General features: G+C 64.9%; 20 protein-coding genes and 2 pseudogenes. 11 read left to right on the forward strand and 11 right to left on the reverse strand.

Annotation, left to right across the window (positions count from 1 at the left end):
* Positions 1-45: 45 nt before the first annotated feature.
* The 3 genes from Q2941_RS05965 to Q2941_RS05975 form a co-directional block, all read right to left on the reverse strand.
* Positions 46-276 (reverse strand): hypothetical protein, encoded by a 231-nt coding sequence (locus tag Q2941_RS05965; RefSeq protein ID WP_254110928.1) that lies wholly within the window; start codon positions 274-276, stop codon positions 46-48.
* Positions 277-323: 47 nt separating this feature from the next.
* Positions 324-554, reverse strand: a complete 231-nt coding sequence (locus tag Q2941_RS05970) for a hypothetical protein (protein WP_027523120.1) — start codon at positions 552-554, stop codon at positions 324-326.
* A gap of 92 nt (positions 555-646) precedes the next feature.
* Positions 647-1,561 carry a LysR substrate-binding domain-containing protein gene (locus Q2941_RS05975; protein ID WP_458191920.1) on the reverse strand — a complete coding sequence of 305 codons (915 nt, stop codon included), beginning with the start codon at positions 1,559-1,561 and terminating at the stop codon, positions 647-649.
* A 311-nt stretch (positions 1,562-1,872) separates the two neighbouring features.
* Here Q2941_RS05975 and Q2941_RS05980 point away from each other — a divergent pair, with 311 nt between their 5' ends.
* The 4 genes from Q2941_RS05980 to Q2941_RS05995 all read left to right on the forward strand — a co-directional run bounded on the left by Q2941_RS05980 (position 1,873) and on the right by Q2941_RS05995 (position 4,710).
* Complete coding sequence (locus Q2941_RS05980; RefSeq protein WP_027523122.1) at positions 1,873-2,652, forward strand: sulfite exporter TauE/SafE family protein; 780 nt, start codon at positions 1,873-1,875, stop codon at positions 2,650-2,652.
* Positions 2,649-2,879, forward strand: coding sequence for a hypothetical protein (locus Q2941_RS05985; protein WP_458191921.1), 231 nt, complete (start codon positions 2,649-2,651; stop codon positions 2,877-2,879). Before Q2941_RS05980 ends, Q2941_RS05985 begins: the two co-directional genes overlap by 4 nt.
* Positions 2,880-2,924: 45 nt before the next feature.
* Positions 2,925-3,905 carry a hypothetical protein gene (locus tag Q2941_RS05990; RefSeq protein WP_458191922.1) on the forward strand — a complete coding sequence of 327 codons (981 nt, stop codon included), beginning with the start codon at positions 2,925-2,927 and terminating at the stop codon, positions 3,903-3,905.
* A gap of 109 nt (positions 3,906-4,014) precedes the next feature.
* A complete protein-coding gene (locus Q2941_RS05995; RefSeq protein ID WP_458191923.1) occupies positions 4,015-4,710 on the forward strand; it encodes a glutathione S-transferase family protein in 696 nt (231 codons plus the stop codon).
* Between the two features lie 12 nt (positions 4,711-4,722).
* On the opposite strand, the gene Q2941_RS06000 is transcribed toward Q2941_RS05995, so the two are convergent.
* Both Q2941_RS06000 and Q2941_RS06005 read right to left on the reverse strand, forming a co-directional pair.
* Positions 4,723-5,205, reverse strand: coding sequence for a hypothetical protein (locus Q2941_RS06000; RefSeq protein WP_458191924.1), 483 nt, complete (start codon positions 5,203-5,205; stop codon positions 4,723-4,725).
* Positions 5,202-5,798, reverse strand: a complete 597-nt coding sequence (locus Q2941_RS06005; RefSeq protein WP_458191925.1) for a hypothetical protein — start codon at positions 5,796-5,798, stop codon at positions 5,202-5,204. The genes Q2941_RS06000 and Q2941_RS06005 overlap by 4 nt, the downstream gene beginning before the upstream one ends.
* A 434-nt stretch (positions 5,799-6,232) precedes the next feature.
* Here Q2941_RS06005 and Q2941_RS06010 point away from each other — a divergent pair.
* The 4 genes and pseudogenes from Q2941_RS06010 to hmuQ all read left to right on the forward strand — a co-directional run.
* Positions 6,233-7,798: pseudogene (locus tag Q2941_RS06010) on the forward strand (DUF1800 domain-containing protein); the annotation flags it as partial.
* 87 nt (positions 7,799-7,885) lie between these two features.
* Positions 7,886-9,106 carry a DUF1501 domain-containing protein gene (locus tag Q2941_RS06015; protein WP_458191975.1) on the forward strand — a complete coding sequence of 407 codons (1,221 nt, stop codon included), beginning with the start codon at positions 7,886-7,888 and terminating at the stop codon, positions 9,104-9,106.
* Positions 9,107-9,170: 64 nt separating this feature from the next.
* Positions 9,171-9,446: pseudogene (locus Q2941_RS06020) on the forward strand (endonuclease domain-containing protein); the annotation flags it as partial.
* Positions 9,447-9,594: 148 nt separating this feature from the next.
* Positions 9,595-9,918, forward strand: a complete 324-nt coding sequence (hmuQ, locus tag Q2941_RS06025) for a heme-degrading protein HmuQ (RefSeq protein ID WP_027523131.1) — start codon at positions 9,595-9,597, stop codon at positions 9,916-9,918.
* 147 nt (positions 9,919-10,065) lie between these two features.
* Here the strand turns inward: hmuQ and Q2941_RS06030 are convergent, their stop codons facing one another.
* The 6 genes from Q2941_RS06030 to Q2941_RS06055 form a co-directional block, all read right to left on the reverse strand.
* Positions 10,066-11,007, reverse strand: a complete 942-nt coding sequence (locus Q2941_RS06030; protein ID WP_458191926.1) for an aldo/keto reductase — start codon at positions 11,005-11,007, stop codon at positions 10,066-10,068.
* A 253-nt stretch (positions 11,008-11,260) separates the two neighbouring features.
* The gene (locus Q2941_RS06035) at positions 11,261-11,716 is read right to left on the reverse strand and encodes a GNAT family N-acetyltransferase (RefSeq protein ID WP_458191927.1); all 456 of its coding nucleotides are present in this window, start codon (positions 11,714-11,716) and stop codon (positions 11,261-11,263) included.
* A gap of 84 nt (positions 11,717-11,800) precedes the next feature.
* Entirely contained in the window at positions 11,801-12,613 is an 813-nt protein-coding gene (locus tag Q2941_RS06040) for a PAS domain-containing protein (protein WP_458191928.1), read from the reverse strand.
* Between the two features lie 178 nt (positions 12,614-12,791).
* Positions 12,792-12,938, reverse strand: a complete 147-nt coding sequence (locus Q2941_RS06045) for a hypothetical protein (RefSeq protein ID WP_198031758.1) — start codon at positions 12,936-12,938, stop codon at positions 12,792-12,794.
* 76 nt (positions 12,939-13,014) lie between these two features.
* Positions 13,015-13,191: a hypothetical protein gene (locus tag Q2941_RS06050; protein ID WP_198031759.1), complete on the reverse strand. Its 177-nt coding sequence runs from the start codon at positions 13,189-13,191 to the stop codon at positions 13,015-13,017.
* A 146-nt stretch (positions 13,192-13,337) separates the two neighbouring features.
* Positions 13,338-13,988 (reverse strand): glutathione S-transferase family protein, encoded by a 651-nt coding sequence (locus Q2941_RS06055; protein WP_027523135.1) that lies wholly within the window; start codon positions 13,986-13,988, stop codon positions 13,338-13,340.
* Between the two features lie 547 nt (positions 13,989-14,535).
* On the opposite strand from Q2941_RS06055, the gene Q2941_RS06060 reads away from it, so the two are divergent.
* From Q2941_RS06060 to Q2941_RS06070, 3 genes are all read left to right on the forward strand, one after another.
* On the forward strand, positions 14,536-15,738 hold the full coding sequence (locus tag Q2941_RS06060; RefSeq protein WP_027523137.1) for a pyridoxal phosphate-dependent aminotransferase: 1,203 nt from the start codon (positions 14,536-14,538) through the stop codon (positions 15,736-15,738).
* 413 nt (positions 15,739-16,151) lie between these two features.
* Positions 16,152-16,631: a DUF992 domain-containing protein gene (locus Q2941_RS06065; RefSeq protein WP_027523138.1), complete on the forward strand. Its 480-nt coding sequence runs from the start codon at positions 16,152-16,154 to the stop codon at positions 16,629-16,631.
* 128 nt (positions 16,632-16,759) lie between these two features.
* Positions 16,760-18,808 (forward strand): elongation factor G, encoded by a 2,049-nt coding sequence (locus tag Q2941_RS06070; protein ID WP_027523139.1) that lies wholly within the window; start codon positions 16,760-16,762, stop codon positions 18,806-18,808.
* Positions 18,809-18,905 lie beyond the last annotated feature (97 nt).

Here is an 18,905-nt window from a genome sequence, read left to right on the forward strand (position 1 = left end):
TGCCCCTGCTCGGGTCAGCCTGCTGACAGCAGGTTGGCAGCAGGCTCACGCCGCCGGCAGCGAGCCGCCGTCTTCGCTCAGCGCTTGCGGTGGGACGATGTCGAGATGGATCCCGCCGCAATGGGTGCAGCGCATGGTCCAGTACTCGCAGCCGGCGCGGCCGCTGATCACCCGGAGCACGGCGAGCTCGCCGGCGCATTCCGGGCAGCTCGACAGCACGGATCGGTGACAGGATTGGGCCAGCGGTTGCGTCTCTTCGAACTCGATCTGCGACATGACTTCAGTCCTCGCCCTACCACCGCGCTGTGTCAAAAATATCCCGGTCAAAATCCCTCGTCGTCGTGCTCCGTCCGCCGGCGGAAGCGGTCGATATGGTGCTTGGCATCGGCGATCGCGGCTTCCGGATCGGGCCAGGCGAAACCGACCTCCATTGCCGGAAACAGCACGCCGTCGATGGCGAGAAGGCTTAAGTCGGCTCGCCGGATGCGGGCATGCCACAGGCCCTTGCCAGCCTCGAACGATTCGATGTCAAAGCCGTCGTAAAGCGTCGTCATTCGTAGTCCCCAATTTCTCGTTGGAGGGTTAGGAGACCACGTCCGCGCGAAAGCGCGTGTGAAGCCGTTCACACGGAGGCGGCTTTTTCGCCTCAGGCGCGCGCGGCGAGGCGCGCGCCCTTGCGTGGGCGCACGGCAGGTTCCGCGGCGGTGCGCATGATCCAGCGGCGGAACGCGGCAAAGTCGCGCTGCTCGGTCTGGAAGCTGCGATACACCAGATACCAGCGCATGCCCTTGGGCACCGAGAGGTCGAACGGTGCCACCAGCCGGCCGGCGGCGAGATCGTCGTCGATATAGGGGCGGATGCCCATCGCGATGCCGAGCCCGTCGACGGCGGCCTGCAAGGCCTGGCCGTAGAACTCGAACTCGGGCCCGCGCGCGGTGACGCGGCTGACATTCGCCGCCTTCAGCCAAAGCGGCCAGTCCTCCGGCGAATGCGCGACGCGGATCATGCTCGGGCCCTTGAGGTCGGCCGGCCGCTTCAGGGATGTGGCCAGGCGAGGTACGCAGACCGGCGTCAGGTCGCCGGCGAACAGCGGCTCGGCGACCAGTCCCGGCCAGTCACCGGTGCCGAGCTTGATGCCGCAGCTCCAGTCCTCGCCGAACGGCACCGCCGCGCCGCCGGTGGTGAAGCGCACCTCGATATCCGGCTCCTCGCTGCGGAACTCGGAAAGACGCGGGATCAGCCAGCGCATTGCAAAGGTGTGGCCGACGCCGATGGTGAGCACGCGCACGCTGGAGGGTGCCGTCACCTGCGCGGTGAGGCTTGCCAGCGCATCGAAGATCGGTGTCAGCCCGCTCTGATAGGCGCGGCCCGCTTGCGTCGGCACGAGCTTGTTGGCCTTGCGCTCGAACAGCGCGACGCCGAGGCGCTCCTCGAGCAGGTGCACCATGCGGCTGACCGCGGCGGCGGAGACGCTCAGCTCGACGCCTGCCGCGGCAAAGCTGCCGGTCCGCGCCGCCGCCTCGAATGCCTTGATGCCGTTGAGAAAGAGCAGCCGTCGCAAAGCCCCGTACCCTCAGGAAAGCTGATGCCAGGCCAAGATAACTCAGTTTGCGTGAGTTCCACAAGCGAGGCACAAGAATGGACGTAGCTTGAAGCCGATTTTCGCGACGCGTGCTGCACTTCACCTCGCCCCGTTCTTACGGGGAGAGGTCGATCGCGAAGCGATCGGGTGAGGGGAGTCTCCGCGAGTCCTTCTCGCGCCGAATTCGCGGAAGGAGCCCCTCACCCCACCCTCTCCCCGCAAGAGCGGGGCGAGGGAGAACTAGCAATTTGCGTCCCTTACTCGCAGAGCCCAACGCTGGAGATTTTCTCGTGACGCCCATCATGATCGCTGCCCTCGGATTACTGATGGTCGCCACGGCGTTCCTGTCGGGGCTGTTCGGCATGGCGGGCGGGCTGATCCTGATCGGCGTGCTGCTGGCGCTGATGCCGCTGCCGACCGCGATGGTGCTGCATGCGATCACGCAGATGGCCTCGAACGGCTGGCGCGCGTTCCTGTGGCGGGCGCATATCCGCTGGCGGCCGGTGTTCGTCTATCTGATCGGCTGCGCGCTGGCCTTGGCGCTCTGGTCGATCACGCGCTACGTGCCGGACAAGCCGGTCGCGCTGCTCCTGCTCGGCGTGACGCCGTTCATGGCGCGGATGATGCCGGCAGGAATCAAGCCGAACCCGGACAGCATCTGGCAGGGCACGTTCTACGGCTCGATCTGCATGGGTTTGATGCTGATGACCGGCGTTTCGGGTCCATTGATGGACACCTTCTTCCTCGGCGGCAAGTTCGGCCGGCGCGAGATCGTGGCGACGAAAGCGACCTGCCAGGTCGCGAGCCATTTCACGAAGCTGCTTTATTTCGGCGGCATCATCGATCAGGCGGCGACGCTCGATCCGGTGCTCGCGGGGGTCGCGATCGCGGCCTCGATGCTCGGCACCTCGCTGGCTCGGCGCCTCCTTGAGGCGATGACCGACCAGCAATACCGCGTCTGGGCGACGCGGCTGATCACCACGATCGCCTGCTACTACATCGCCTATGGGAGCTGGCTTCTGGTCCGTACGCCCGTGATGGCGGCCTTTGAGAACGGAGGTGTGCAATGACTGACGGCGCAGACCCGCTGGTGCTCGATTTCGTCGAATGGATCGCGCGCGAGCCGCGCGCCTATGCCGAGGTGATTTCGACCTGGAAGACCTCCTGCCCGCGCCTGACGATCTGGGAAGACGCCGCCGACCGCGGCTATGTCGCGCGGGAGACGCTGCCCGGCATGGGCCTGATCATCGTAGTGACGGAGGACGGCGAAAAGTTTTTGCGCGTCAACGGACGGTAATTGAACCCATTCCCTCCACACCACCACCAAGGGCTGGAGGGACGCATGATACACCCGCAGTTTGACACCATCCGCCGTGCCGGGACGTTCGCCGCCGCGCTCGCCGCCCTCGCACTTCACACCGCCTGCGCCGCAGAGCCGCCCGAGCGTCCCTTCGATCCGCCGGTCGGCAGCCGCTGGATCATCGAAACCGAAACCAGCACCGACGAGGCCAGGGCGGAGGGCGGCACGCGGAATTCGCTGCTCAAGTCGCGTGCCGAGATGACCTTCGATGCGAAGGTCGCCGACGGTTTTCGCATCACCTATGTCCATCGCGGCACCACGGCCGAGGGCAACGATCCGACGCTGCCGCTGGTGCGTTCCGTCGCGAAGGCGCTCGACGATGTCCCGATCAAGGTCACCACCGATGTGCACGGCAGGCCGGTGCGTGTCGACAATCTCGATGAGGCCAAGGCCGCCGTGCGCAGGATGGCCGGCAGCCTCACTGAGCCGTACAAGGACAAGCCGCAGCTTGTCGCCCTGCTCAACCAGATCATGGCGGGCTTCGTTGAAGTTGACGCCGACAAGGCCGCGACCAGCTACGTCGAAGATTTGCCGCAACTGGCAAAAGCGCAGGTGACCGGCATGAAGCGGGGCGAGGTCAGGCGCTCGACCGATACGGTCGATAGTCCGCTCGGCGGCGGTGCGATGAAATCCAACGCCAGCTTCGAGCTGACCGAGGCGGATGCTGCCACCGGCAAGCGCACCTATGTCAACACCACCTCTTACGACGCCGCAGCGTTGAAGGAGTTCACGCAGTCGCTGATGAAGAAGCTGATGGCCGCCGCCGGCAACAGCGCGACGCCGCAGCAGATCGACGACATCGTCAAGCAGATGGTGCTCTCGCTCGACGAGCGCGCTGTGCTCGAGGTCGAGGACGGCATGACGCGCAAGATCACCGACAAGTCCGTGACCTCGGCGCGCGCGCTCGGCCGGAGCATGCAGAAGACCGAAGTCAGAACCATCACAGTGACGCCAGCGCAGTGAGTAAAGCGAAGCAAGAATTTCGCTGCCGCGGCAATCTGGATTGCTACTTCACTTGCGCTCCTTGCGGTGACGGTTACTCTCTCCGCTAATCACAGCAGCGGGGCCACTCATGTCACTCAAACTCTTCGAACTCGTCGGCACCGACGCCGGGCGGCCCTTCAGTCCGTATTGCTGGCGCACGCGCATGGCGCTTGCGCATAAGGGTCTCGCCGCCGACACGCTGCCCTGGCGCTTCACCGAGAAAGCCGCAATCACGCCGCACGGCTCGGAAAGGGTTCCGGTGCTGCTGCACGACGACAGGCCGGTCGTCGATTCCTGGACCATTGCCAACTATCTCGAAGACACCTTTCCCGATCGTCCGTCGCTGTTCGGCGGGGAGGGCGGCCGCGCCATGGCGCGGATGCTGAACGGATGGGGCGACATCGCGATCGTCGGCGGCATCTTTCCGTTGATCATCGCCGACATTCCGAAGAACCTGGCACAGGTCGATGCGGATTATTTCCGCCGGACGCGTGAAGCGCGCTTCGGCAAGCCGCTGGAGGAGATCATGGCGAGCCGCGACACCGCCGTCGTTGCCTTCCGCAAATCGCTCGACATCATGCGTCTCACCCTGAAGACGCAAGCCTTCCTCGGCGGCAGCGCCCCCAACTATGCCGACTACATCGTGTTCGGCGGATTCCAATGGGCGCGCGTGGTGAGCCCGTTCAAGCTGCTGGAGGTGGACGACCCCGTCTACGCCTGGCGCGAAAAGCTGCTCGACGCGTTCGACGGCATGGCACGGAACTCGCCGGGACACCCGGTGTAGAGCCAGCGCCGGTCACCCCGCGCAGGCTTTCGCGATCACGCGCTCGTTCCTGACGACAGCTTCGACCATCTTGCGTGCGACGTTGTTCAGGTCCGACAGCTTCAGATAGCCTTGCGCATAGGCTTCCTGGGTCAGTCGATCGATGCGCTGGTCCTCTCCCGTCGACCATTGCCTGGCGATGTAGTCAGCGCCGGGCTTGCCGAATGTTTCGGGATAGCGCTCCATCTGGTTCTGGCGCTGATAGTAGTATTCGTTGAGGCCGCCGATGAACTGCTTGCGGCCGTCGTCTGTGCAGCGAGCCCCATAGGGACGTTCCAGCGCAGCGATTGCGTCGGCACGCTGGCTCACTCTGGCGTCAACCGAATATTTCTCGCTGCTGCCATACCCTGGACCGTCGCTTGCGGGTGCTTGCGGGGCCTTCGGCTCCGGCGCAAACGCCCACGCCGCGACCTGCACAACGATGATCGCCCAGACGACGAACCAGATGCGGCTCATCTGGGGCTCGCTGTCATGCGCTGCCGCGGCAGGCATACGGGCGAGGGATCAGACCACAGGCCGGGGCCGGCGAATGCCAGTACGGCAAAACGGATGTCCTCCGGGAAATCCTCCTTGACCACGCCCTTCTGCTCGAAGGCTTCCGCGAGCGCCGCCTTGACGCGCACGTCGAGCGGCGTCGAATACGCCGCGTTGGCCTGGTCGCGCTTCTGTTCGCTACAGAACATACCCATGGCCGGGTTCGGGCAGTCGTAGATCTTCATGTAGCCGCGCGCATAGGCCGACGTGGCCGCGATCAAATTGGCCTTCATCGTCCTGTCGCAAGGCGACATGGCGTAGGCGGTGCCGGCCTGCAAGGCGTCCATGCGCAGCGCGTCGAGCTTCGGGTCCTTGTCGCTCATTGCGGTGTGCTCCGCCTCCCACGCCTTGCGCTCATACGCTTTCGCGCTCTCGTCGCCGAATGTTGCGGTGAGCGTCGGCTTCAACTCGCCGATCGGCGAATAGGAGGTGGTGGGAAATCCACGCAATGCCCAGGAGACGCCGACGAAGGCGGTGACGAAGGCCATGCAGGTGAACAGGATGAAACGACTCATGCGGCGTACTCGAATTGACGTCGCACAACCTAGCCGTGTCTGGTTAAGAGATGCATGAAGCTGCGGGTTCCAGCCGACGAAGGTAAAGGGAGTTCTAAGGCGGCCACATCAGTTTTCGCGACCAGAATCCTTCGCCGTCTCACTGACCGCCTTGCGCAGACAATCGCGGCACAGGCAATCTTCGGCGTCGGTCGGCATCGGCAGCCGCGCCGTCTCCTCGGCGCACCAGCAAGAGCCCGAGAGTGCGCATGAAAACGCCGTGCCGCAGCGGGAACACACGATTTGACGCAAAGGTGCGGCGGGGGCGGTGAGGATTTCTTTCCGATTTGTCATCGTTGGCGCCGAAGCTTCGCTGACATTTTCATGCCGGGTTCATCATTGTCGGCGGTATAGTAGTCGGCGCGCATGCCGCAAGGAAGTGCAAGGACAGAACAATGGCCCGCGATTCGCAAGCCGCACTCGTTGCACTCAACCGGTTCGGTTTCGGCGCGCGCGGCGGTGCATCCGGCGATTTCATCAATGCGGCCTCCGACCCGCGCGGTTTCGTGAAGTCGGAGCTGGGCCGGCCGAATGGCGTGCTGCTGGAAGCGCCGGGCCTGCAATCGACGCCGCAACTCGGCCAGGCCGTGTTCGAATATCAGGCGCAGGTGAAAGCGGCGCGCGAGGCCGCCGCCAAGTCCGGCACGCCAGGTGAATCGAAACCAGGTGAATCGAAACCTGGTGAAGCGAAACCAGGTGAAGGGCCGCCGCCGCAAACCCAGGGCGCGCCGCCGACGCCAGCCGATCAGAAGCCCGCAGCGCGCCGCAACCTGTCGCTCAACGCGGTTGCGATGGATATCGCCGGCCAGTCGCCGCAGATGAAGGCGTCTGATGCGGCGGCAAAACCCGCTGATGCCATGCAGCCCAATGCGGCGCCGCCCGCCGCAAAGCCTGCGCCGCAGCCGCTGAATGTGATCCAGAAGACGTTTCGCGCCGAGGCCTTGGCGCGGCTGCAACGCGCCACGCTCGCCGATTGCGGCGAGGCCTTGGCGCGGCTGCAACGCGCCACGCTCGCCGATTGCGGCTTCACCGAGCGCCTGGTTGCGTTCTGGTCCAACCATTTCTGCATCTCGGCAGCCAAGGGCGAGCTGGCGCGGATCTGGGCCGGCTCGTTCGAGCGCGAGGCGATCCGCCCCCATGTGCTCGGCCGTTTCGCCGACATGCTGAAGGCTGTCGAACAGCATCCGGCGATGCTGTTCTTCCTCGACAACCAGCAATCGCTGGGGCCGGATTCACGCGCGGGCCAGAATCGCAAGCGCGGGCTCAACGAAAATCTCGCGCGCGAGATCATGGAGCTGCATACGCTCGGCGTGAATGGCGGCTACACGCAGGAGGACGTCACCTCGCTCGCGCGCATCATCACGGGGTGGACTTTTGCGGGCCCGCAGGGCCGGTTGGGCGAGCCCGGCAATTTCGTGTTCAACGCCAATGCCCATCAGCCGGGACCGCAGGGGCTGCTCGGCAAGACCTATGACGCGGCGGGGCTCGCGCAGGGCGAAGCGGCGCTCGCCGATATCGCGCGCCATCCCTCGACCGCGAACTTCATCGCCACGAAGTTCGCCCGGCACTTCGTTGCGGACGATCCGCCGCCCGCGCTCGTGGCGCGCCTGCGCGACGTATTCACGAAGACCGACGGCGACCTCAAGGCGCTTGCGACGGCGCTCGTCGATTCCAACGAGGCGTGGACTGCGCCGCTGACCAAGATGCGCAGCCCTTACGAATTCCTGGTCGCCAGCGGCAGGCTGCTCGCGCGCGTGCCGGAAGATCCCGGACAATATCTCAATAGCCTCAATCTGCTCGGACAGCCGCTGTGGTCGCCGGCCGGGCCGAACGGATTTCCCGACACCAACGCCGCCTGGGCTGCGCCCGAGGGCATGAAGCTGCGCCTCGACATCGCCGTCCAGATCGGCTCGCGGCTCGGCAACAACATAGACCCGATTTGCCGCGGCGGATGCGGCTTCGACCGAGACGCGGCGGACCATCGAGCGCGCGGAATCGCGCCAGCAGGCACTGGCGCTGCTCCTGATGTCGCCGGAACTGCAGAGGAGATGACGATGGATTGTGCCGAGAACCGGCTCCTCACCTCGCGCCGCGCGCTACTGCTTGGCGGCGCCTCCTTCGCCGCCTGGGCCTACTTGCCGAAATTCGCGCGCGCTGCCGACGGTCGCGATCCCCGCCTGATCGTAGTGATCCTGCGCGGCGCGCTCGACGGCCTTGCGACCGTCGCGCCGGTCGGCGATCCCGATTATGCCGGCCTGCACGGCTCGATCGCGCTGACTCGCGACGGCGAGCACCCTGCACTCCTGCTGGATTCGTTCTTCGCGCTGCATCCGTCGATGCCGGAATTCGCGCGCATGTATCGCGACAAGCATGCCGCGGTCATCCACGCAGTGTCGACGCCCTACCGCGACCGCTCGCATTTCGACGGCCAGGACGTGCTCGAAAGCGGCTATGCGGGGCCCGGCCGCGTGCAGTCCGGCTGGCTCAATCGCGCGCTGGAAGCGCTGCCGCGCGGCGAGCACGTCTCCAGCGGGCTCGCGGTTGGACCGACCACGCCGCTGGTGCTGCGCGGGGCTGCGCCAACCGTCGGCTGGGCGCCGGTCGCGCTGCCGCAGGCCGATGACGACACCGCGATGCGGCTCGTCGATCTCTATCGTCACCGCGATCCTGCGCTTGCATCCGCGCTGTCGCAAGGCTTGCAGCTCGAGAAGGCCGCAAGCGGCGACGACATGAAGCCGAAGGGAGGCAACGCGGTCGCGCAAATGCGCCTGGTCGCGAAGGGCGCCGCAAAATTGATGGCGGCCGATGATGGCCCGCGCATCGCCGCACTCGCGTTCGACGGCTGGGATACGCACGCCAACGAAGGCGGTGCGGTTGGGCGGCTCGCATTCCTGCTCGGCGGCCTCGACGGGGCGCTCGCCGAGTTCGAAAGCGGCCTGGGGGATCGCTGGCGCGACACGGTCGTGGTGGTCGCAACCGAATTCGGCCGTACCGCCCGCATCAACGGCACCGACGGCACCGACCACGGCACCGGCACCATCGCGCTGCTCGCCGGCGGCGCCGTGAAAGGCGGCCGTGTGATCTCCGACTGGCCGGGACTGAAGCTCGCCAACCTCTATGAGGGCCGCGACCTCAAGCCGACGACCGACCTGCGCGCCGTGATCAAGGGCGTGCTGCAAGACCAGTTCGGCCTGAACGATCGCGTGCTCGCCGAGACCGTGTTCCCGGACAGCGCCAGCGCAAGACCGATGAGGGGGCTGGTTTCTTAACCTCTCCCCGCTCTTTCGCGGGGAGAGGTCGGATCGCGCAGCGATCGGGGTGAGGGGCAAGGCAATGCGTCGCAACGATCAGAAGTCCATCCGACTCGCACGTCGACTATGCGTCGATCAGACCGACGCAGAGACAGTCCTCTGGAATCGTATCCGCAACCGCCGCATCGACGGCAACAAGTTTGTGCGGCAAGAGCCGATCATCGGCTTCATCTGCGACTTCGTCTGCCGCGAGAAGCGGCTCATCATCGAAGTGGACGGCGGGCAGCACAATGAATCTGCAGCAGATGCCGTCCGAGATGAACGGCTGAGAGAGAAGGGCTACAAGATTCTTCGCTTCTGGAACAACGACGTCCTCGGCAATATCGACGGCGTTCTGCGTACAATTCAGACCGAACTTTGCAGCCCCTCACCCCACCCTCTCCCCGTAAGAACGGGGAGAGGGAGTGAGAGAGCCGAATTCCCCTTACGTCAGGAGAAATCAAAAAATGTACATCGCCATGAATCGCTTCCGTGTCGCCAAGGGGTCGGAAAAGGCCTTCGAGCAGGTGTGGCTGTCACGCGACACGCATCTGGACAAGGTGCCGGGCTTCATCGAGTTTCATCTGCTGAGAGGGCCGGAAGCCGAGGATCACACGCTCTATGCCTCGCATACCGTGTGGGCGAATTATGCGGCGTTCGAGGCCTGGACCAAGTCGGAGGCGTTTCGCGCCGCGCATCACAAAGCCGGCGACAACAAGCCGCTCTATCTCGGCCATCCCCAGTTCGAAGGCTTTGAGGTGATGCAGACCGTGGGGCGCGGCGCGAAATAGAGCATGATCCGGAAAAGTGTGGAGCGGTTTTCCCTCGCGACAAACGCGGTACGCGTTTGCGCGGAGATCATGCTCAAACAACAACCTAAAGCGCGATGACGATTCAACCTAATCTCATCGCGCTTTAGCGCGCCGCGGTGCCAAGCGTCAGCCTTTGGTGATCCCGTCGATCTCGGCGAGCTCGTCCGTGCTGAGCTTCCAGGCGATCGCCTTGACGTTCTCCTCAACCTGCTCGACGCGGGTGGCGCCTGCGATCACGCTCGCCACCTGCGGGCGCGCCGCCAGCCAGGAGAAGGCGAGCTCGACCATGGTATGGCCGCGCGCCTTGGCGAAGGCCTGGAGTTTCTCGACGATTTCCTCGTTGCGCGGCGTGACGTAGCGGTCGCGCAACGCCGGCGCCTTGGCAAAGCGCGTATCGGCAGGCGCCGCCGCGCCGCGCTTGTATTTTCCGGTCAGAAGACCGCTCGCCAGCGGGAAGAACGGCAGGAGGCCAAGCTTGTACTCCTGCGCGGCCGGCAGCAGGTCCTTCTCGATGTCGCGCACCACGAGGCTGTATTCGTCCTGGCACGAGATGAAGCGGCCGACGTTCATTGCACGCGCGGTGAACTCGGCCTCTGCGATACGCCAGGCCGGGAAGTTCGAATTGCCGATGTAGCGGACCTTGCCTTGGCGCACGAGATCGTCGAGCGCGCGCAGCGTCTCTTCCAGCGGCGTCAGCGGGTCGTAATCATGCTGCTGGTAGAGGTCGATATAGTCGGTTTTCAGCCGCTTCAGGCTCGCCTCGACGGCGCTCATGATGTAGCGGCGCGAGGCACCCTGCTTGGTGCCGTCGCTCGCCATGGGCTTGGAAAACTTGGTCGCAAGCACGATGTTCTTGCGGCGGTCGCCGAGCACGTTGCCCAAGACCGTCTCCGAGCCGCCCATGCCGGCATAGATGTCGGCGGTGTCGAACAGGGTGATGCCGAGATCGAGCGCGCGGTGGATCACCTTGCGCGAGGTCTCCAGATCAGTGCGCTGGCCGAAATTGTTGCAGCCGATGCCGACGGCGGAGACGCGCAGGCCGGAGGCGCCGAGATTGCGGATTTCCATGAGAGGTCCTGTCAGAGGAACGTGCGGGCGAGGCCCCATTCTGACGGCCGTGCGCTCGACCAGCAAGGCGACGGCCGCGGTGCTGCCATGCGCACAAAAAAATGCGGCCCCGGTCAGACGCGGCGACTGACGGGGACCGCTTGGGCGCTTGATCGGTGACGGGGGGCCTGATCAGGCGCAAGCGGGAGCCTAGTCCCGCAATGTTACGTGCGGGTGACAGCCTCACTTATCCACAGGTTGCAAAATTCCCGGGTCAGAAGATCTTGCGATAAACGATGAAACCGGAGCGCTCCGCCACCTTGTCGTAGAGGCGCTGCGCGGTGAGGTTGGTCTCATGCGTCTGCCAGTAGACGCGGGGCGAGCCCGCGGCCTTCGCGCGCTCGTACACGGCGTAGATCAGCGCCGAGGCGACGCCCTGGCCGCGCGCGGCTTCCGCCGTGAACAGGTCCTGGAGATAGCAGGACGGCTCGATCGCCGTCGTGCTGCGGTGAAACAAATAATGCGTGAGGCCGAGCAACTGTCCGTCCTTTTCGGCGACCAGCGCATGCACGGGCTCATAGGCATCGAAGAAGCGCGCCCACGTCATGCGCGTGATCTCGCCCGCGAGCGCGGTCGTACCCGAGCGGCCGTAGAACACGTTGTAACCGTCCCACAGCGGCAGCCATTGATCGTAATCTTGCTGGGTGACGGCCCGAATGGTGAGGGACATGAGAAAATTCCGCGATCGAGGAATGCGAGGCGAAAAGCCAGTACCTTCATTCATACGGGATGTTCGCCGCGCTGATCAATCGCGCTATTCAGCGACGCGCAAATAACGGATCAGGTTGCGGCCGGTGGGATCGCGCAGCGAGCGATAGTAATCGGCGCGCGATGGCGTATCGGTGTGGCGGACGAGGTCGGTCACCGGCGTGTAGCTCAGCATGCGCCCGCCATCGGGCAGCGCGGCGCAGACGAAGCGCAGCACCTCGCCATTGCGGAGCTTGATATTGATCGGCGTGGCGTCGCCGATCCTGACCATCTCCATGCGCTCGGCGATGAAGGCGCTCAGTTCGTCTTCCGGTAGCTCGAAGGCGCCCGTATCGCGGCCGTGATACATCAGCGCGATGAAGGGCGGCCGGCTCTCGGCCTTCTCGTCGGGCAGCGAGAAATAGTCGCGGAAGGCGCGGTTGATGAACTCGGCGCGGGTTTCTGCATCGAGCAAAACAATGCCGATATCGACCTGGTCGAGCGCCGCCGACAGGCGCGCCGCCGTGGCGTAGTGCCGGCGCTCCAGCGCAAAGGCGTCGAGCAGGCGCTCGCGCATCAGCCCGGTAATCCCTGCGGTGGCGGCTACCGTGATTGCCAGCAGGCCGAGCCGGACGAGATCGGTCGTGGTGTAGCCCGGCACGCCACCGTGATTGAGGAAGAACAGCGCCGTGCCTATCACCGCAACAGTCGCACTGACCATGGCGGAGGCGAAGCCGGAGAGCGAGCCGGCAAAGGCAACGATGCAGACGAACAGCGGTGCGGGTGCGGGGACGGGAAGATAACGATCGAGCAGGAGCGCCAGCAGCGCCGTCGCTGCCGTCAGCGCCGGACCGGGTATCGTACGCCATCCGAACCGCATGGCCCTGTCTTGCTCCCTGACGAGCTAACGTGCGGAGATTGGCCGATCGTTGCATCGTTGCGGTGTGATTTCGCTTGCGATGCTTAAGGCGTCGCTGCGGCGGCGCGCAGAGCTTTCTGCGGATTTTAAGCCAAGTCGCCGCGTGTTTGACCGAGCGCGCTACGCTGGCGTGCGCGCCTCACGCCACCACCTGACCGTGCACGGCCGGAATGTTCAGCGTCGAGGAGCCCGTGTTCTTGCGCGTGCCGGCGAAAATCAACAGCGATGCCGCGACCAGGATGGCCGCGGTCAGGGTCGCTGCAACGATGATCACCGGTGACTTCATCAATGTCCTGTCGCGGTGCCGGTCTGCGCAGGCCGGCAACGAAAGTGCCGAGTGGTGGTCCGGGATGGAACGAGGGTCAGCCCGCAAGCCCCATCGCCATGGTCGCCCGGGTCGTCATTACCGTCAGGGCGACGATCACGCACAGCGACAGCGCCGCGATCGCGAGTGATGCCGCGACGGCACCTGTCAGCCGGGAAGAGACGACGGGGGCAGGTCGGCCCTGAAAGCCGACCATGCCGGACGCCCGAGCCATGGTCTAAATCCTTCAACGCGCGAGCGAATCACCCGCGACGCAAACCAATGTCACAATTTCAACCGGCAACATTTGGGCAGCGATCGCGCCGAACATGGCGAGATCGTGGCAAAAGTTAACGTTGTGCCCGGTATTCTAAAGTCCGCTCAGGCGCTCGCGGCGATGCTCGCGGGATCGTCGACATCGGCCGGCCGCCAGTCCATCGACACGAAGCCGGGCGCCTGCTCGACCCGCTTCAGCCAGGCCCGGATCGCCGGGAAGGTCGAGAGGTCGAAGTCGCAGCGGTCGGCAAGATGGGTGTAGCCGTAGAGCGCGATGTCGGCGACGGTGAGCTGACGCGCAGCAAAATACTCGGCGGTCTTGAGGTGGTTTTCCATCACCTGGAGCGCGCCATAGCCACGCTCCATCCAGTCCTCCAGCGCGTGGGTCTGGAGGTCGCGGCCGCCCTTGACCAGCGACAACCAGAAATAGGCTGCGCCGATGTTGGGCTCGAGCGCGTGCTGCTCGAAGAACATCCATTGCAGCGCCTCGGCGCGGTCGATGCGTTGCTCGGGCGCGAGCGGCGTGCCGCCGGCCACGTACCAGAGGATGGCGTTGGACTCGGCGAGGTAGCGGTCGTCGCCGACCTCGAGCAGCGGCACCTGGCCAGAAGGATTCTTTGCAAGAAAATCCGGCGTGCGGCTCTCTCCGCGCAGAATGTCGATCTCGATTGCCTGGTAGGGCACGTTCAACAGCGCCAATGCAAGGCGGACCTTGTAGCTGTTGCCGGAGCGTTGCATCGAATAGAGCTTGTACATTCGAGAGGTTCTGATCCGGTGACGGGAAGATGCGCCGCTTGTTGCCCTGCAGCGCGGCTAAACAATGATGCCGTTGCGAATCCGCCGCAAGGGCCGCGTGCTAGAAAAACTTGAAATCGCTACTGCACTGCAACGCCGCAAAAAATCATTTCAACACGACAGAACAATTCGCATCACGCTTGCGTCAGACCGCGATCGCTGCGCGCCGGCGATGACATGCCGGGATCGAATGGTTGCGTTATCAGCCGCGCAATCGATCCGGGATGCCTCGCATCGTCAAGTTGCACGGCCTTGCCGAAATGGCAGCTTGCAGTTCGGCAAAGAGCAAAATTGCTCGGAGGACAATTCTTGCCGGATATAAGCGATTCCGGCAGCAAAGTTTAGGAATATTGCCCAAATTCGGGGCCTCTCCGGCTCGGATCCGTAAACTTTTGCCGGATTGGGCCGAAGTTTCTTGCGGTGCAGCGGCACCCGTCCTAGGGTACATCCATTCCCACAATCAGAGTCGTGACGCCCAAGAGCTCACGACGCTCGCCAGGAGATGATGATGTCCTTCCTTGCCGCTGCGCTCGACCGTGTGAAGCCGTCCGCGACCATCGCGGTCACGGATAAAGCACGCGCGCTGAAAGCGGCGGGCCGCAACGTCATCGGCCTCGGCGCCGGCGAGCCCGACTTCGATACGCCCGCCAACATCAAGTTGGCCGCGATCCGCGCCATCGAAGCCGGCAAGACCAAGTACACCGCGGTCGACGGCATCCCCGAGCTGAAGGAAGCGATCATCGCGAAATTTCAGCGCGAGAACGGCGTCAGCTACAAGCCGAACCAGGTGATCGTCGGCACCGGCGGCAAGCAGGTGCTCTACAACGCGCTGATGGCGACCATCAATCCGGGCGACGAGGTGATCATCCCGGCGCCCTATTGGGTCAGCTATCCCGAGATGGTCGCGCTCGCCGGCGGCGAGCCGGTGCCGGTGGTCTGCACCGCCGCGGCCGGCTTCAAGCTCCAGGCCGAAGCGCTCGAGCGTGCGATCACGCCGAAGACCAAATGGGTCATCCTGTGCTCGCCGTCGAACCCGACCGGCGCGGCCTACACCAAGGCCGAGCTGAAGGCGCTCACCGACGTGCTGGTGAGGCATCCGCATGTCTGGGTGATGACCGACGACATGTACGAGCACCTCGTCTATGACGACTTCCAGTTCACCACCGTCGCGCAGGTCGAGCCGAAGCTCTACGAGCGCACGCTCACCGTGAACGGCGTCTCGAAAGCCTACTGCATGACCGGCTGGCGCATCGGCTATGCCGGCGGTCCGGCGCAGCTCATCAAGGCGATGTCGACCATCCAGTCGCAGTCGACCTCGAACCCGTGCTCGATCGCGCAGTGGGCCTCGGTGGAAGCGTTGAACGGTCCGCAGGATTTCATCCCCGCGAACAACAAGGTGTTCAAGGAGCGCCGCGACCTCGTCGTCTCCATGCTCAACCAGGCGAACGGCATCGAGTGCCCGCGCCCCGAGGGGGCGTTCTACGTCTATCCGTCCTGCGCCGGCACGATCGGCAAGACCGCACCGTCGGGCAAGGTGATCGGAAACGACGAGGCGTTCGTCACTGAGCTCCTCGAGAGCGAAGGCGTCGCGGTCGTGCAGGGCTCGGCCTTCGGCCTCGGTCCGGCCTTCCGCATCTCCTACGCGACCAAGACCTCCGATCTCGAAGACGCCTGCAAACGCATCCAGCGCTTCTGCGGCAACCTGCGCTAAGCCTATCGCGACAAGAATAGAAAAGGCCCGCTTCGGCGGGCCTTTTTATGTGCTTCGAACGATAGGGCGAATGCTCGCATGCGAGTCGGATGGATCCTTGCTTGGGTCAGCATTGCGCCTTGCCCCTCACCCGGATTGCTTCGCAATCCGACCTCTCCCCGCTGAAGGGCGGGGAGAGATTAAGTCGCGCCCGATGGCGCGTTCTACTTATTCTCCACCGTAAGGGGCGCACGGTTCTCTCGCTCCCTCGCCCCGTTCTTCCGGGGAGAGGGTGGGGTGAGGGGCTCCCTCCGCGAATTCGGTTTTAGATGTGTCCGATCTGGAACCACCAAGATTATTGTGGCATAGACGCTTCGCGCGCCGCGGGTGCGGCGCCTTCTCTGCTCGCATCACATCATAGCCGGAGACCTTTCATGCGCCGTTCACTCCTCCTCGCCGGGCTTGCCGCGCTTGGCCTCGTCGCGTCTGTCACAGGTGCGAGCGCGCAGCAGCGGATGGTACGGGTCGGCGTGCTCGAATGCCGCGGCGGCGCCAGCATCGGCTTCGTGGTTGGATCAGTGACCAATCTCGGCTGCGTGCTGCGGGCCGAGGGCTTGCCCGAGGATCGCTACGTCGCGACCATTCGCAAAGTCGGTCTCGACCTCGGCATCACCCAGGAGACGGCGCTGGCGTGGGGTGTGTTCGCGCCGGTCGACCGCCTCGGGCCTGGCGACCTCTCGGGCAACTATGCCGGCGCGCAAGGCAGCGCGTCGGTCGGCGTCGGCTTAGGAGGCAACGTACTGGTCGGCGGCTCCAACAATTCGATCGCGCTTCAGCCGCTCAGCGTGCAGGGCCAGGTCGGACTCAACATCGCCGCGGGCCTCGAAAGCCTGGAACTGCGGCCGGGTCGCTAACAGTCAGACACGTTTCAGCGACGACGCACCGCAGCGACGTTTCGCGCTTGCCAAAACGAAGGGACCGGCAGAGCATCGACCTTTGCCGACCCAATCACGGGCCGAGCTCCACATGACGGAGGCGGCGAATGGGACAAGACGTCAGAAGTCCCCGAGGTCCACGGTGCATTGCGCTTGTGGGCCCTTTCCAAAGCGGTAAAACCACTCTTCTCGAAGCGATTTTGGCACGAACGGGCGCGGTCCCGCGTGCCGGCAGCGTCGACGCCGGTACTTCGGTGGGCGACGCCACGCCAGAGGCCCGCCATCACAAGATGACTGTGGGCCTGACGGCTGCCACCACGAGTTTCATGGGGGACAGCTACACTTTCCTCGATTGTCCGGGTTCCGTTGAGTTCGCCCACGACATGCGCGCGGCGCTTCCCGCGGTCGACGCTGCGGTCGTGGTCTGCGAGGCTGACGAGAAGAAGCTGCCGCAGCTTCAGATCATCCTGCGCGAGCTGGAGGAGATGAAGATCCCGCGCTTCCTGTTTCTCAACAAGATCGATCGCGCCAACAAGCGCATCCGCGAGACGCTCGAGACATTGCAGCCGGCCTCCCGCGTGCCGCTGGTGCTGCGCCAGATTCCGATCTGGAATGGCGAGCTGATCGAGGGCTTCGTCGATCTCGCGCTCGAGCGCGCCTTCGTCTATCGCGAGCATAAGGCCTCAGAGGTCATCGCGCTCGAAGGTGGCAATCTCGACCGCGAGAAGGAAGCCCGCTTCTCGATGCTGGAGAAGCTCGCCGATCACGACGACGCGCTGATGGAGCAATTGCTCGAAGACATCCAGCCGCCGCGCGATTCCGTGTTCGACGATCTCTCTCGCGAGCTGCGCGAGGGCCTGATCTGCCCGGTGCTGCTCGGCGCCGCCGCACGCGAGAACGGCGTGCTCCGCCTGATGAAGGCGCTGCGCCATGAGGCGCCCGGCATCGCCGAGACCGCCAAGCGGCTTGGCGCGGCCGACAGCAAGGATGCGCTCGGCTACGTCTTCAAGACGCTGCATTCGCAGCATGGCGGAAAGCTGTCGCTGACGCGGCTGCTCGCCGGCCATCTCGACGACGGCGCCACGCTGCAATCTGCCTCGGGCGGCGCGGGGCGCATCTCCGGCATTCTTGCCGTCAACGGTGCCTATGATACCAAGCGCCCGTCGGCGGAGATCGGCGACACGATCGCGCTCGGCAAGCTCGATCCGATCAAGACCGGCGACACGATCTCGACCGGTAAGACCCAGCCGTCTCAGCTGATCGCGGTCGAGCCGACGCCGCCGGTGCTTGCGATCTCGGTCGCGGCCACCGACCGCAAGGATGACGTCAAGCTCGGCCAGGCGCTCGCCCGGCTGCACGAGGAAGACCCCTCGCTCGTCATTGTGATGAACGCCCAGACCCACGATACCGTGCTGTGGGGGCAGGGCGAGATGCACTTGCGCGTTGCCAGCGAGCGGCTGCGTGACCGCTTCGGCGTCAACGTCAAGTCTCATCCGCCGGCGATCGGTTACCAGGAGACCATCCGCAAGCCGATCGTCCAGCGCGGCCGGCACAAGAAGCAGTCCGGCGGCCACGGCCAGTTCGGCGACGTGGTGCTCGACATCAAGCCGCTCGCGCGTGGAGAAGGGTTCAAGTTCGCCGAGAAGGTGGTCGGCGGCGCTGTGCCGCGCAACTACATCCCGGCGGTGGAGGAGGGCGTCGTCGACGGCCTGACGCGCGGCCCGCTCGGCTTCCCCGTCACCGACGTCGCGGTGACGCTGACCGACGGCTCCTATCACAGCGTCGATTCCTCCGATCTCGCGTTCCGCACGGCGGCGCGGATCGGGCTCAACGAGGGCCTGCCGCAATGCCAGCCGGTGCTGCTGGAGCCGATCCATGTCGTCGAGATCGTCTGCCCGACGGATGCGACCGCCAAGATCAACGCGATCTTATCGGCGCGGCGCGGCCAGATCCTCGGCTTCGACACCCGCGACGGCTGGAGCGGCTGGGACTGCGTGCGCGCCATGATGCCGGAGGCCGAGATCGGCGAGCTGATCGTCGAACTGCGCTCCGCAACCGCCGGCTCCGGCAGCTTCACCCGCCAGTTCGACCACATGGCCGAGGTGACGGGGCGCGCCGCCGACCAGATCATCGCCGCACATCGCGACGCGGCGTGATGGTGGCACTCACTTGACGGCCGGCCTCGAGGCCGGCCGTCAGCGTTCCTCTTTGCAAATCATTGGGCTTGGTGCCCCCCTTCCTGGGCGCAAGTTT

It is taken from the genome of Bradyrhizobium sp. UFLA05-153 (assembly GCF_054185185.1).

Bases quoted from the DNA above. Each gene is read 5' to 3' on its own strand.
- Q2941_RS06000 (WP_458191924.1), bottom strand. From the start codon at position 5,205: ATGAGCCGCATCTGGTTCGTCGTCTGGGCGATCATCGTTGTGCAGGTC.
- Q2941_RS06005 (WP_458191925.1), bottom strand. From the start codon at position 5,798: ATGAGTCGTTTCATCCTGTTCACCTGCATGGCCTTCGTCACCGCCTTC.
- Q2941_RS06035 (WP_458191927.1), bottom strand. From the start codon at position 11,716: ATGTCCCTCACCATTCGGGCCGTCACCCAGCAAGATTACGATCAATGG.
- Q2941_RS06070 (WP_027523139.1), top strand. From the start codon at position 16,760: ATGGGACAAGACGTCAGAAGTCCCCGAGGTCCACGGTGCATTGCGCTT.
- Q2941_RS05990 (WP_458191922.1), top strand. From the start codon at position 2,925: ATGATACACCCGCAGTTTGACACCATCCGCCGTGCCGGGACGTTCGCC.
- Q2941_RS05995 (WP_458191923.1), top strand. From the start codon at position 4,015: ATGTCACTCAAACTCTTCGAACTCGTCGGCACCGACGCCGGGCGGCCC.
- Q2941_RS05985 (WP_458191921.1), top strand. From the start codon at position 2,649: ATGACTGACGGCGCAGACCCGCTGGTGCTCGATTTCGTCGAATGGATC.
- Q2941_RS06015 (WP_458191975.1), top strand. From the start codon at position 7,886: ATGACGATGGATTGTGCCGAGAACCGGCTCCTCACCTCGCGCCGCGCG.
- Q2941_RS06050 (WP_198031759.1), bottom strand. From the start codon at position 13,191: ATGGCTCGGGCGTCCGGCATGGTCGGCTTTCAGGGCCGACCTGCCCCC.
- Q2941_RS06040 (WP_458191928.1), bottom strand. From the start codon at position 12,613: ATGCGGTTCGGATGGCGTACGATACCCGGTCCGGCGCTGACGGCAGCG.
- Q2941_RS05970 (WP_027523120.1), bottom strand. From the start codon at position 554: ATGACGACGCTTTACGACGGCTTTGACATCGAATCGTTCGAGGCTGGC.
- Q2941_RS06060 (WP_027523137.1), top strand. From the start codon at position 14,536: ATGTCCTTCCTTGCCGCTGCGCTCGACCGTGTGAAGCCGTCCGCGACC.
- Q2941_RS06045 (WP_198031758.1), bottom strand. From the start codon at position 12,938: ATGAAGTCACCGGTGATCATCGTTGCAGCGACCCTGACCGCGGCCATC.
- Q2941_RS06065 (WP_027523138.1), top strand. From the start codon at position 16,152: ATGCGCCGTTCACTCCTCCTCGCCGGGCTTGCCGCGCTTGGCCTCGTC.
- hmuQ (WP_027523131.1), top strand. From the start codon at position 9,595: ATGTACATCGCCATGAATCGCTTCCGTGTCGCCAAGGGGTCGGAAAAG.
- Q2941_RS06055 (WP_027523135.1), bottom strand. From the start codon at position 13,988: ATGTACAAGCTCTATTCGATGCAACGCTCCGGCAACAGCTACAAGGTC.
- Q2941_RS05965 (WP_254110928.1), bottom strand. From the start codon at position 276: ATGTCGCAGATCGAGTTCGAAGAGACGCAACCGCTGGCCCAATCCTGT.
- Q2941_RS06030 (WP_458191926.1), bottom strand. From the start codon at position 11,007: ATGGAAATCCGCAATCTCGGCGCCTCCGGCCTGCGCGTCTCCGCCGTC.